This is a genomic window from Salinimicrobium profundisediminis, from assembly GCF_026241755.1.
Lineage (GTDB): Bacteria > Bacteroidota > Bacteroidia > Flavobacteriales > Flavobacteriaceae > Salinimicrobium > Salinimicrobium profundisediminis.
This window is the reverse complement of the sequence record NZ_JAPJDA010000022.1, coordinates 67,773-80,590: the sequence shown is the minus strand read 5'-3', so window position 1 is coordinate 80,590 and position 12,818 is coordinate 67,773. Positions and strand designations below refer to the sequence as shown.

Sequence of the window (12,818 nt, the reverse complement as noted above, 5' to 3'; positions counted from 1 at the left end):
TTTCTGCTCATACTTTAAAAATAAGCAGCTCCACCTTTTTATACAAAAAAAGACTGCCTTTTCAGACAGCCTCTTTTATTAGTTCAAAAGAACTGGATTTAGTAATATGTAATCTTACAAATAGGTTTGTGAATTTGCGCTTTTTCAAAACCTGTACACAAATCCCAGCAGGTATTGATCGTTGCCACTGGAGAAGGTGAGCTGCATATTTTCCCGTTGGTAAGGGCTGGTAAAAATAAAACTGCTCCCAATGCCTACCACCGCCCCGGCAAGTATATCATAGCCGTCATGCCTTGTAGCATTGATGCGGCTGTAGGCCGTCCAGCCAGCCAGCACATACCCGGGAATACTGTATTTAAAGCCATACCTCTTGTGAATAAAGGAAGCTGCCTGAAAGGTAATTGACGTATGCCCCGAGGGAAAGGCCTGCCCCCCACTGTTGAACGGGCGCCGCTTATTAATGGCATATTTAAGTCCTGCTGTAACAGCCAGGTTGGTAGCAAAACCTTTGGTGAATTGCCAAAATCCCTTCCTGTCTTTCATCACCACGGTAGTGAGCGCTGCTGTTGCCGGCAAAGCCAGCAAAATAACATCACCACTGGTTTCTACTGCCTCGCTGTTTGGCTCAATGAGCTGTGCCTGTAAATTGGAAGGTATGCTCAATACAAGGCCAAACAGGAAAAGAAAGATGATCTTCTTTACCTGTGTGAAAAACTTGTGCTGATCTTTAAATCCTGATTTCAAAAAATGCTGCATTGATGAACTCTAAAATAAGGTATATTAAATAGTGGGCCTTCCTCCCGTAACCTGCACGGTAGAACCGGTCATGTAACTGGACCCTTCCGATGCCAGTAAGACAAAGGGTGCCGCAAATTCAGACGGTTGTCCCGGCCTTCCCAGCGGGGTATCCTGCCCAAAGGTTTCTACCTCATCCATTGGCATGGTAGACGGGATCAATGGCGTCCACACCGGCCCCGGTGCTACACAATTGGCCCTGATTCCTTTTGGCGCCATAATTTGCCCGAGATTGGCTGTGAAATTTTGAATAGCCCCTTTAGTGGCAGCATAGGCCAGCAGTTGTGGGTGCGGTTTATAAGCGTTGATAGAAGTGGTATTAATAATTGTACTGCCTGGTTTCATGTGAGGTTCGGCAGCTTTTACCAGGTAGAACATTGAATAGATATTGGTCTTGAAAGTCTTGTCCCACTCCTCACTGGGAATATCCTGTATCTTTTCTCTCGCCATTTGAAAGGCTGCATTGTTCACCAGTATATCTAACTGCCCAAACTCATCTACAGCTTTTTGGACGATCTTGCTGCAATGCTCTTCTTCACTTACATCTCCCGGCACCAAAATTGCCTTTTTCCCGGCCTTTATCACCCATCTGGCAGTTTCTTTTGCATCATCGTCTTCTTCGAGGTAAGAAATTAGAACATTAGCTCCTTCTCGTGCAAAAGCAATTGCCACCGCTCTTCCAATCCCCGAGTCGCCGCCGGTAATAATGGCATTTTTGCCCTCCAGCTTGCCGGAGCCAACATAAGAATCCTCGCCGTGGTCTACTTTGGGCTGCATTTTATCCTCTTTTCCCGGCGTATCCTTCTGCCGCTCCTGATCTTTAAAAGGAGGTTGTGCTTCTTTCGTTTGTGGATGCTTCATTTCTTTATTGTCATCTTTCATAGCTTAAACTTTTTGAAGAGGTCCCAAAAATGACATTTTTGACACCTCATGTTTCAGCCTGAATTTAAGAAAAGTAGCTCGCGACGAAGGAATGAAGGGAACTAAAGTTTTGCTAAAAGTCTATTTTAGTACATGTTGCGCCAAAAGCTTCTGCACCTCATAAACATTTACAGATTTATTGAACTTCCTGGAAACACTTGGATGCTGTTCAGAAGAGATCCATATCTTCAGCTCGGCATCAAGATCAAAAGTTCCGGCTGTTTCTACACTAAAGCGGGAAATACTCTTATAGCTTATTGAAAGATATTGGGTCTTGCTTCCGGTGAGGCCCTGTTTATCTACCAAAATGAGCCGTTTGTTGGTAAAGATAAAGGTGTCCCTAAATATTTTAAAACCCGCTTCTATTACTTCGGAATCACAGAGCAGCTGCGCGAAATCGGATTGTAGTTCCTGATTGTCAACTGCACCGGCATTGCCCATTAGTGATGAAAAAATTCCCATGATGATCTCTGTTTTGACAGGAAATTTAAAACAAATATTCGAATCCCGAAGGCATCTGCATGCCAGTCTTTGAGAAAGCTTTAACAAGCTGCCTTTGGTTTAATGTCTATTTTTAGAAAAACCTTAAACTATGGCCTTCTTCGGAAAAGTTAGAAACACCATTAACCTGTTAAAGAACATTGATCTTGACCAACTGGCGAAGATCAATAAACAAATAGATCTTCAAGAAGCTATGCAAACCCTGGGGCAGCTGGATGAGAATCAGCTCAAGGGGCTCATGAAAATGCTGAAGACCAAGCGCCGGAAAGGTCAGCACGACCTGCCACCTATTGACGGCGATTTTTATAATCTCGACCTGAAACTTTCCGAAGAGCAGCGGGAACTACAGCTGAAGGTGCGCAATTTCATAGAAGATGAAGTGCGGCCGCTGGTAAATGACCACTGGAACCGTGCGAAGTTTCCATTCGAGATTATTGAGAAATTCAAAAAACTCAACATTGCCGGAGTACCTTATGAAGGCTACGGCTGCCCCAATTTGCCATTTTTGATGGAGGGCGTTATTGCACAGGAAATTGCACGGGTAGATGTTTCTATCTCCACTTTTTTCGGCGTTCACAGCGGCCTGGCTATGGGTTCTATCTATCTCTGCGGAAGCGATGAGCAAAAAGAGGAGTGGCTCCCAAAGATGCAACGCCTGGAAACCATTGGCGCCTTTGGACTTACCGAACCTAATGTGGGCAGCGGCGCAGCCGGCGGACTCGAAACCACCTGTAAGTGGGATGGAGAAAACTGGGCGCTTAACGGGCAGAAAAAATGGATTGGAAATGCCACTTTTGCCGATGTAATTGTGATCTGGGCCCGCGATGAAGACTCCAACCAGGTAAAAGGATTCCTGGTAAGAAAGGACAATCCCGGCTTTAAGGCCGAAAAAATGGAAGATAAGATGGCGCTGCGTATTGTGCAGAATGCACTTATCACGCTCACCGATTGTAAAGTGCCGGAAAGCGACCGACTGCAAAAAGCAGAGTCCTTTAGAGATACAGCAAAAGTGCTTAAAATGACCCGCGCCGGGGTAGCCTGGCAGGCTGTGGGTTGTGCCAGGGGAGCTTATGAAAGTGCTTTGAAATACACTAAAAAAAGAGAGCAGTTTGGAAGACCTATAGCCTCTTATCAGCTTATACAAAATCACCTGGTAGAGATGATCGCCAACCTCACCTCTATGCAAACCCTTTGTTTCAGGTTGTCCGAACTTCAGGACCAGGGTCTGTTAAAGGATGAACATGCTTCACTGGCAAAAGTCTATACCAGTATGCGAATGCGCGATGTGGTTAGCAGGGCCCGGGAAGTGATGGGCGGCAACGGAATTCTCCTGGAGTATGATGTTGCCCGTTTTGTTGCCGATGCCGAAGCTATTTACAGCTATGAAGGCACCAAAGAGATCAACTCCCTTATTGTAGGAAGGGCAATCACGGGATATAGTGCGTTTGTTAACTAAAATCAGACCGTAGACGGTAGACTGTAGATGGTAGTGTTAATCTACCGTCAATTGACTAAAGACTAAAGACTAAACCATGTCATTTCTAATCATAAGTCCGAAGAAAGATCCAAAAGCCTGGGTGGAGGCCTTGAAAGCCGAAGCGCCAGATTTAGATCTGGAAGTATATCCGCAGGTGAAAGATCCTTCTAAGGTTGAATATGTACTTTCCTGGAGACATCCTCATGGCATATATAGGGACTTTAAAAACCTGAAAGTGATTGCTTCCATGGGGGCAGGCATAGACCATATCATTAGCGACAAGGAAATTCCGGAGCACATCAGGATCACCCGGGTGGTGGATGCACAACTAACCAAAGATATGAGCGTCTTTGTACTCTCCCTCATTCTTGAACACCTGCGCAACCTGAATGAACATCATTGCAGCAGCGAATGGAAGCCCAAAACATATGGGCGACCGGAAAACACACAGGTGGGAATAATGGGCATGGGCGTACTGGGCGTGGGAGTAGCCGAAAAACTGATCTGGAATAAATTCAATGTCACCGGCTGGTCCCGCACCAAAAAGGAAATCCTGGGAGTCACTACCTATCACGGTGATGAGCAACTGCAGGATTTTCTGGAAGACAGCAAAATCCTGGTGAATTTGCTACCCCTGACTTCAGAAACAAAAAACATCCTGAATAAACACCTTTTTGAGAAGTTACCTGAAGGTGCTTATGTCATAAATGTGGCGCGGGGAGAACACCTTATCGAAGATGACCTTATTGAAATGATCAATACCGGACATCTCACCGGGGCAGCTCTCGACGTGTTCCGGAAAGAGCCTTTACCCGCAGCACATCCTTTTTGGAAGAACAAAAAGATCAAAGTTTCGCCACATATTGCCAGTATTACCCATCCCAAAAGTGTAGTGCCGCAAATCCTCGAAAATTACGAGCGCATGAAAGAGGGAAAGGATTTGAAGAACGTGGTTGACAGGGAGAAGGAATATTAGTATTCAGTGGTCAGTGGTCACTGATCAGTAAAAAGTATCAAACATAATTTGAAAAATATTAAATCAGAATCTGGAAACGGAGACCCATTTACCCACAACAATAAACAACTCCATGAAAGAACTAAAAAACATTCTGGTAGCTGTAGATTTTAATGATGCCGTAGGAGACCTTTTGGGATATGCCGAAGGCCTGGCCCAGAAATTTGGTAGCAAGGTTTGGGTTTTGCATGTCGCAGCACCCCATCCCGATTTTGTAGGTTACGAACCTGGACCGCAGTATATAAGAGACTTTAAAGCAGAAGAATTCCGGGAGGAACACCGCAACCTGCAAATGTACTGCGATAACTTCCTCAGTGAGGAGATAGAAAAAGAGGCTCTCTTGATCCAGGGTTCTACCGTAGAAGCTGTTCTGGAAGAAGCAAAAAAACTACAATCAGACCTGCTTATTGTTGGCACCCATAAACATAGTTTCCTGCATAATTTGCTACAGGAAAGTGTTTCCCTGGAGCTGTTGAAAAAAGCGAGTATACCTATGTTGACAATTCCTATTGAAGAATGATTTTTTAAAGTAATCAGTATTCAGTGCTCAGTCATCAGTAAAAAAAATTTAAAAATATTCATTTTATTATCTGCGTAAATCTGTGAGATCTGCGGGAAACTTTTTAAGGGAGTAAAAAAAACAATCATCAGTGGTCAGTCATCAGTCTTCACTGAAAAATCATCTGTGGGCAGTGCCATTCTGAAATTCTTAATCCTGTTTCCTTTTTCCTGTATCACTTCTCCTGTCTCATAATGGCATTCAACAAAAAATCCCCGCCTTGTAGCGAGGATTTTTGTGAAATAAACCTGTTTGATAAGATCTATAAAATCAGCTGTATGTTTATGCATCTACATCAAGGGCTGCATCTATCCTCGCGATCAAATCATTCCAGTGATAAACACTTAATTGATCATTCGTCCTGTTTCTGCGGGCCCTAAGGTCTCTTCTTAACTGCTCGAGATCTCCACGCATCAATGCAATAACATCGGTAGAAGCAACCTCATCACTCTCCTCCTTTTTTAGATTCTGAACATATCCTGCAGCGGCATCAACATAGGCACGCTGAATGTTCCTTCGATAAGCGTTGACCTCCTGAGATCTGTACAACTCTTCAAAAATGCCTTTTCTAAGGTCGTTCATCATCTCTACTGCGGTATATGCCTCCCGGCCGTTCACCTGCTCATTGGTGATCATGCGTTGCAGGCGGTCTTCATCTAAAAGATCATTCAGTGCTCTGCTCTGCAGGTTCTGTACCCGCTCAATGGCACCCGTAGGTTCAATGCGTGCCAATAGCTCCTTATCCAGCAACCAGTCGGGTGTAGAAAAAGCATGCGTATTTAAAAATTCAATGGCCGCTTCCTGTTTTTCTTCAGGGACATGAGTATAGACCGTTCCTTCCTGGTCGGCTGTTTTTCGGGTTTCGTAAACCCCGCCCACATTGGCTACCACGTGAGACACGTAGCCTCTCCACATATTGGTAAGTTCGCGGTATACTTCAGTTAATTCGGAATAATCAGCATTATCTTTTGAAGTCCATGCAACTAAATTCGGAACCACCTTCTTAAGGTTTGCGAGGCCGTACTCGCTGGCCTTCACCTGATCGTCACCCAGGCTTTCTCTTTGCGACTGCGGATCAATTCCGCCGTAACCATTTCCGAATTCATAAACAGGATCCCCGGCTTTTTCAAGGATCCACTCGCTTAGAACAGGTTTCTCATCTTCGGGAGAATTGGCTTCAGGAATATACCTGTAGCCCCAGTTGATGGCATAAAGATCATAAGGCCCCATCATCCTGATGTAACGGACTCCTTTATCTTCGGGCTGGGCAACGTAATTTACACGGGCATAATCCATAATAGAAGGAGTCAAACCATACTTCTGGGTGAATTCGGGAGAACGCAAAGAATCTGTAGCATAAGCCGAACTCGCCTTCATATTGTGCGGCAAACCGAGCGCATGACCTACCTCGTGCGCAATCACCATGCGCATCATTTCCCCAATTTCCTCTTCGGGAGTATTGAGCGTACGGGCAGATTCCAGCTGGGCTCCGGCTTCGATCATGTAACGGTTGCGGTAAGAACGCAGGTGGTTGTGATACCAAATAATATCGCTCTCGATGATCTCCCCGGTACGCGGATCGGTCACACTTGGCCCCATCGCATTTCTCGTGGTACTGGCAACATACCGCACCACCGAATACCGCACATCTTCGGGACTAAAATCGGGATCTTCCTCTTTTGTCGGCGGATCTTTGGCGATCACAGCATTTTTGAAACCTGCAGCTTCAAAAGCCACATTCCAGTCTTCAATTCCCTGTTTAAAATAAGGCCTCCATTTTTCGGGCGTTGCAGGATCGAGATACCACACAATAGGCTTCACCGGCTCTACCAGCTCTCCCTTTTTATAAGCTTCAATATCTTTTGGAACCAGCTGCCAGCGGTTGATTATCCTGTAATCATCACTCTTAAGCTCTTCAGAATTATAGTTATATTTTCGGGTGGTAAACCAACCCACACGATGATCGGCCAGGCGCGGCTGCATTTTTTCTTCCGGAAGCAGGATCATAGACTGGTTCATCAACATAGTAATGGTTCCTGCCTGGTCTCTTTCGGGCGGTTCCTCGGCTTCATAGGTCATCACGTGCTTCACCTCAATATTTTCAGGAAAAGCATTGGCTGCGGTAATATAAGAACGCGATTTATCCAGCTTCTTTACCTTGTATCGCTTTTTTAGAGATGGCGAAACACCGTTAATGGCGGCTACTTCTTCCTTAAAAAGATCACTCACTTCTATTACTGCGGAAGTTTTATCGTCGTTATAAGCTGCGATCTTCGAGCTGAAAAGTATAGGAAAGAAATTATTCGCAGCAACCGACTGATAAATAGGAGAACCTTCGTCACTCTCGTTCTCAAAGCTAATCACCTTCATGTCTATATAGTCACCTCGTTTTGACCAGCGCACCACCTGCTCATTGGCCTTGGAACCTGCATTGACATAGCCACCGCCGAAACCTGCGGGCACGCCGGCAATACGGCTCACCAGCAGCATATCTTTCTCCAGCATGTTAAGCGGAATTTCAAAATAGAGCTTTTCCCCTACAAAATGGGTGGTAAAAAGACCTTTGTCACTTTTAGCTGCAGCAGTGATCACCTCAGCGTAAGCTTTGGTATCGCCCTGCTCCTTTTTCTTAGCCGTGGCCTCATCTGTCTTTGCCGGTACTCCTTTTTGCGTTTGGCAACTTACACCAACAGCTAAGAGCAGCCCGTACATGGGTAACTTTTTTATCATGTGAAAATAGGATTTTAAGGATCTCAAGATAAACAATGAAGTTATCATTACGAAATTGGAAATACGATGGTAGAAATACGATGGTAGAAATACGATTTTAGAAGTACGAATTTTTGGAATTTGGAATTTGGAATTTGGTGCCTGGAATTGTTGTTCAATTCAAATTATCTTCTTTCCAGTTTTGTGGGTTATTCTGAATATATGCCGAAATATTCTGAAAAGATCTGGAATCCCTGATGATACGATCGTGAAACAGCGATTGCCAGGCGAATGGCAAATTCATCCTGTTGGCATATTTGGTCACTGCCGATTTATAGGAACCTACGATGGATGAAATGGTGTTTTTCCCCGGATTCTGAAACCTTTTTTGTCCGATTGTTTTTTCGGGTTCTGGGGGGTTGTTGCAGGCCCAGGGCATGCCTGGGCCTGCTTCGTCGTTACCATCATTTTCCCACGGGGATTTATTCCCATTCAAAATAATAATTCCGTGAATATGATTGGGCATTACCACGAATTCCCCCAATTCCACATTTTTCGCATGGTGTAATATTTCATACCACAGCACATTGGCGATCACCCCGGCAGATGACAATTTTATTTCCCCATCCTGAACCTCTCCAAAAAAATGTTTCCGGTCTTTGGTACAAATGGTAATAAAATATGCCGCATCCCATCCATAATCCCAATGTTGCAACCGGATAGATCCATTCCGAAATTTATTCCCCGATTTTGGTGACATAAATTTTAGGTTTTATTAGGGGAGGCATTTTAAAGATAGTCAAAAATGGGATTTTTGAAAGGTATTTTTCAAATCGAAAGGCCGATGGCATGCCATCGGTCACCATTGGTACCAAATAATATTATCCATTTAAACGGAATCTCCATAACCTCCGGAAAAATCCGGTGTGAAATTTCAGGGATTAAAATAAGGTGTCTAAAATGGCAATTTTGGAAGATAATTTTCAAATCGAAGGCCGATGGCATGCCATCGGCCACCATTGTTAGCAAATAATATTATCCATTTAAACGGAATCTCCATAACCTCCGGAAAAATCCGGTGTGAAATTTCAGGGATTAAAAAAAAGGGGTCAAAAATGGCATTTTTGGAAGGTATTTTTCGAATCGAAGGCCGATGGCATGCCATCGGTCACCATTGTTACCAAATAATAATATCCATTTAAAGAGAATCTCCATAACATCCGAAAAAAACCGGTGTGAAATTTTATGGATTAAAAGAAAGGTGCCAGAAATGGGATTTTTGAGAGGTAAATTTCGAATCGAAGGCCGATGGCATGCCATCGGCCACCATTGTTACCAGCAAACGGATAATGTTTCTACTAGAAATCCATTCCTTCAGATATTTTGAACGTCTTCCGCCCCTCTGCACCTTCAGCAATAAAACCTTCAAAAAATCCCTATATTTAGCCCTCTTAAAATTTTCAAAATTCACTTATGATCCACAAACCCCTACTGGCATTACTCCTGCTAATGACCACCTCCGCCATTTTCGCGCAGGAAGAAGAAAAAAAAGATAACAAAAAATGGGATGTCAACGATCCCTATACTTCAGACTGGAACATCAAGGAAGTTGCCCTCAACACCAATGAAGGTACCTGGATGAACCTCGATGTGAGCCCCGATGGGAAGCAGATCGTTTTTGACCTTTTAGGGGATATTTACCTTATGCCCGCCAGCGGCGGAAAAGCCACGGCACTTACCAGCGGCATGGCATATGATGTGCAGCCGCGCTTTAGTCCCGACGGGAAAAGCATCTCCTTTACCAGCGACGCCGGCGGTGGCGACAACATCTGGATCATGAATGCCGATGGCAGCGATGCAAAGCAACTAACCAAAGAGAATTTCAGGTTGCTCAACAATGCGGTGTGGATGCCCGATGGCAACGCCATTGTTGCCCGCAAACACTTCACCTCGGGCCGCTCCCTGGGAGCCGGTGAGATGTGGATGTACCATATAGGTGCAGGCGCTGCGGGGATTCAGCTGGTAGAAAAAGCCAACGAGCAACAGGATATCAACGAACCCAGCATCTCGCCCGATGGCCGCTACCTGTACTACAGCCAGGATGTGTATCCGGGAGGATATTTTCAATATAATAAAGACCCAAACAACCAGATCTACGTGATCAACCGCTATGATTTTGAGACCGGTGAGATCGATCGCGTTACCGGCGGACCGGGTGGTGCGGCAAGACCACAGGTGTCCCCCGACGGGAAGAAGCTGGCTTTTGTAAAGCGCGTGCGTACCAACTCGGTGCTTTACATCCACGACCTGGAAACGGGCGAAGAGTGGCCGGTTAATGACCAGTTGAGCAAAGATCAGCAGGAAGCATGGGCCATCTTTGGCGTGTATCCCGGCTTTGGCTGGATGCCAAACAGCCAGGAGATCGTTTTCTGGAGCCAGGGAAAGATCAAAAAAGCGAATATTGAGAATGCCAATGTTTCTGAAATCCCGTTTGAGGTGAACAACACCATCAAAATTGCAGAAGCGCACCAGGTGAAGCACAAAGTCTTTTCCGAAGAATTTAATCCGAAGGTAGTTCGCCACGCGGTCACCTCTCCCGATGGAAAGACGCTTGTTTTCAATGCCGTGGGTTACCTGTGGAAGAAAAGCCTTCCGAACGGAACTCCGGAAAGGATCACCAAAGCTGAAGAATTCGAATTTGAACCAGCTTTCTCCCCCGACGGGAAGAGCATCGTGTACGTTACCTGGAGCGATGACAATATGGGCGCTGTAAGAACTGTTGGCCTTAACGGAAGGAATGCCAAAAAACTGACTGCCGAAAAAGGTATTTTCAGGAACCCATCTTATTCAAGTGACGGCCGCATGATCGTCTTTAACAAAGAAGGCGGAAATTCTGACCTCGGAAGAACTTTTACCAAGAATCCCGGAATTTATTTGATGAATGCTTCCGGAGAAAACCTAAGAAAGATCAATGATGAGGGGGAATTCGCGATGTTCAACACCAATGATGACCGCATCCTATTCCAAACGGGCGGATATTTATTCGGAAGTCTTACCAAGAAACTAAAAAGTGTCGACCTCAACGGAAAAGACGAGCGCACGCACATGGAATCAAAGTACGGCGGCCGACTCGTACCAAGCCCCGACAATAAATGGGTGGCCTTTAGCAACCTGCACAAAGCTTATGTGGCTCCGCTGTTAATGACAGGAAAAGCTGTAGAAATAGGACCCGATTCCAAAACCGTTCCGGTGAGTCAGCTGGCGAAAGATGCGGGGATCAACATCCACTGGTCTAACGACAGCCAGAATGTGCACTGGACTTTGGGAGATGAATATTTCACCAATAAAATTACCGAGCGTTTTACCTTTCTAGAGAACTCGGTAGATTCTATTCCGCCAATCACTGAAGAGGGAACAAAGATTGGTTTAAAAGTAAAAACTGATGTGCCTTCAGGACAGATCGCCTTCACCAATGCCCGCATTATTACCATGAACGGGGAGCAAGTGATCGAGAACGGAAGTATCGTGATCGAAGGGAATAAGATCGTGCAGATAGGGAATGCTTCCGAAGTAAATGTGCCAAAAAATGCGAAGGTTTATGATGTGCAAGGCAAGACCATCATGCCCGGAATGGTAGATGCGCATGCTCACATTGGCGCTTTTAGATATGGATTAACTCCGCAGCAGCACTGGCCTGCTTTTGCGAACCTCGCTTTCGGGGTGACCACTGCGCACGACCCTTCTGCACTGAGTGAAACTGTCTTTGGGATGGCCGAATTGATCAAGAGCGGCGAAATGACAGGGCCACGTCTCTACTCCACCGGGATCATTCTTTACGGGGCCGAAGGAGATTTTAAAGCCGAGATCAACAGCCTTGAAGACGCAAGATCGGCCTTACGCAGGACCAAAGCATTTGGGGCGACTTCGGTAAAAAGTTACAATCAGCCGCGCCGGGAGCAACGCCAGCAGGTAATGCAGGCCGCCAAAGAACTCGACATGAACGTGGTGCCTGAGGGCGGAAGTACTTTCTTCCACAACATGAACATGATCGTGGACGGGCATACCGGGATTGAGCACAACATTCCAATCGCACCGGTCTATAAAGATATCAAGACGCTTTGGGGCAATTCCAACACGGGCTACACGCCAACGCTGATCGTAAATTACGGCGGAATCAACGGGGAATATTATTTCTACGACAAGCACAACGTGTGGGAGAATGAGAAACTTCTGGAGTTCACGCCGCGTTCTGTGATAGATTCCCGTTCAAGACATCGCACCACAATTCCTGATGAAGAATACGAAAACGGACCTATTCTGGTTTCAGAAACTGCAAAAGAACTTTCGGACATCGGCGTAAAAGTTAACATGGGCGCCCACGGACAATTACAGGGCCTGGGAGCACACTGGGAGCTATGGCTGATACAAATGGGCGGCATGAGCAACATGGAGGCCTTAAAAACTGCCACTATCAACTCCGCCGAATATCTTGGTCTGGGTGACGAGATCGGAAGCCTGGAAGTCGGTAAGCTTGCCGATTTGCTGGTATTGGAGGAAAATCCGCTGGAAGACATCCGAAACTCCAACAGCATCATCTACACCATGGTAAACGGAAGGCTTTATGATGCCAATACGATGAACCAGATTGGCAACGAGCCGAAAGAAAGACTTAATTTTTACTGGGAAAACAACAATTACAATCCTTCTTTTGGATGGCACGAGGAAGGGCATGCACATGGATGTATGGCGGATTAGGGATTGTATAATGTATAATGTATATTGTATAATGGGTGATTAGACCGCTGAGCTGTTAGACGTTAGATTTTAGATTTTAGACTTAC

General features: G+C 45.4%; 10 protein-coding genes. 4 read left to right on the top strand and 6 right to left on the bottom strand.

What is annotated here, in order from left to right; translation table 11 throughout:
- Positions 1-144 precede the first annotated feature (144 nt).
- From OQ279_RS13585 to OQ279_RS13575, 3 genes are all read right to left on the bottom strand, one after another.
- Entirely contained in the window at positions 145-744 is a 600-nt protein-coding gene (locus OQ279_RS13585; RefSeq protein ID WP_266070513.1) for a phosphatase PAP2 family protein, read from the bottom strand.
- A gap of 36 nt (positions 745-780) precedes the next feature.
- Entirely contained in the window at positions 781-1,677 is an 897-nt protein-coding gene (locus OQ279_RS13580; protein ID WP_266070512.1) for an SDR family oxidoreductase, read from the bottom strand.
- A gap of 120 nt (positions 1,678-1,797) precedes the next feature.
- The gene (locus OQ279_RS13575) at positions 1,798-2,178 is read right to left on the bottom strand and encodes a PH domain-containing protein (RefSeq protein ID WP_266070511.1); all 381 of its coding nucleotides are present in this window, start codon (positions 2,176-2,178) and stop codon (positions 1,798-1,800) included.
- Positions 2,179-2,308: 130 nt separating this feature from the next.
- Here OQ279_RS13575 and OQ279_RS13570 point away from each other — a divergent pair, with 130 nt between their 5' ends.
- The 3 genes from OQ279_RS13570 to OQ279_RS13560 all read left to right on the top strand — a co-directional run bounded on the left by OQ279_RS13570 (position 2,309) and on the right by OQ279_RS13560 (position 5,229).
- Positions 2,309-3,673 (top strand): acyl-CoA dehydrogenase family protein, encoded by a 1,365-nt coding sequence (locus OQ279_RS13570; RefSeq protein ID WP_266070510.1) that lies wholly within the window; start codon positions 2,309-2,311, stop codon positions 3,671-3,673.
- 76 nt (positions 3,674-3,749) lie between these two features.
- The gene (locus OQ279_RS13565; RefSeq protein ID WP_266070509.1) at positions 3,750-4,670 is read left to right on the top strand and encodes a 2-hydroxyacid dehydrogenase; all 921 of its coding nucleotides are present in this window, start codon (positions 3,750-3,752) and stop codon (positions 4,668-4,670) included.
- Positions 4,671-4,782: 112 nt separating this feature from the next.
- Positions 4,783-5,229, top strand: a complete 447-nt coding sequence (locus OQ279_RS13560; protein ID WP_266070508.1) for a universal stress protein — start codon at positions 4,783-4,785, stop codon at positions 5,227-5,229.
- A 134-nt stretch (positions 5,230-5,363) separates the two neighbouring features.
- Here OQ279_RS13560 and OQ279_RS13555 read toward each other — a convergent pair whose 3' ends face one another.
- From OQ279_RS13555 to OQ279_RS13545, 3 genes are all read right to left on the bottom strand, one after another.
- Complete coding sequence (locus tag OQ279_RS13555) at positions 5,364-5,558, bottom strand: hypothetical protein (protein WP_266070507.1); 195 nt, start codon at positions 5,556-5,558, stop codon at positions 5,364-5,366.
- Positions 5,551-7,998 carry a zinc-dependent metalloprotease gene (locus OQ279_RS13550; RefSeq protein WP_266070506.1) on the bottom strand — a complete coding sequence of 816 codons (2,448 nt, stop codon included), beginning with the start codon at positions 7,996-7,998 and terminating at the stop codon, positions 5,551-5,553. Before OQ279_RS13550 ends, OQ279_RS13555 begins: the two co-directional genes overlap by 8 nt.
- A 154-nt stretch (positions 7,999-8,152) precedes the next feature.
- The gene (locus OQ279_RS13545; RefSeq protein ID WP_266070505.1) at positions 8,153-8,737 is read right to left on the bottom strand and encodes a transposase; all 585 of its coding nucleotides are present in this window, start codon (positions 8,735-8,737) and stop codon (positions 8,153-8,155) included.
- A 713-nt stretch (positions 8,738-9,450) separates the two neighbouring features.
- On the opposite strand from OQ279_RS13545, the gene OQ279_RS13540 reads away from it, so the two are divergent.
- On the top strand, positions 9,451-12,732 hold the full coding sequence (locus OQ279_RS13540) for an amidohydrolase family protein (RefSeq protein WP_266070504.1): 3,282 nt from the start codon (positions 9,451-9,453) through the stop codon (positions 12,730-12,732).
- Positions 12,733-12,818: the final 86 nt, after the last annotated feature.

Excerpts from the sequence above, each read along its gene's own strand:
- OQ279_RS13580 (WP_266070512.1), bottom strand. The coding sequence starts at position 1,677 with ATGAAAGATGACAATAAAGAAATGAAGCATCCACAAACGAAAGAAGCA.
- OQ279_RS13575 (WP_266070511.1), bottom strand. The coding sequence starts at position 2,178 with ATGGGAATTTTTTCATCACTAATGGGCAATGCCGGTGCAGTTGACAAT.
- OQ279_RS13570 (WP_266070510.1), top strand. The coding sequence starts at position 2,309 with ATGGCCTTCTTCGGAAAAGTTAGAAACACCATTAACCTGTTAAAGAAC.
- OQ279_RS13565 (WP_266070509.1), top strand. The coding sequence starts at position 3,750 with ATGTCATTTCTAATCATAAGTCCGAAGAAAGATCCAAAAGCCTGGGTG.
- OQ279_RS13560 (WP_266070508.1), top strand. The coding sequence starts at position 4,783 with ATGAAAGAACTAAAAAACATTCTGGTAGCTGTAGATTTTAATGATGCC.
- OQ279_RS13555 (WP_266070507.1), bottom strand. The coding sequence starts at position 5,558 with ATGCATAAACATACAGCTGATTTTATAGATCTTATCAAACAGGTTTAT.
- OQ279_RS13550 (WP_266070506.1), bottom strand. The coding sequence starts at position 7,998 with ATGATAAAAAAGTTACCCATGTACGGGCTGCTCTTAGCTGTTGGTGTA.
- OQ279_RS13545 (WP_266070505.1), bottom strand. The coding sequence starts at position 8,737 with ATGTCACCAAAATCGGGGAATAAATTTCGGAATGGATCTATCCGGTTG.
- OQ279_RS13540 (WP_266070504.1), top strand. The coding sequence starts at position 9,451 with ATGATCCACAAACCCCTACTGGCATTACTCCTGCTAATGACCACCTCC.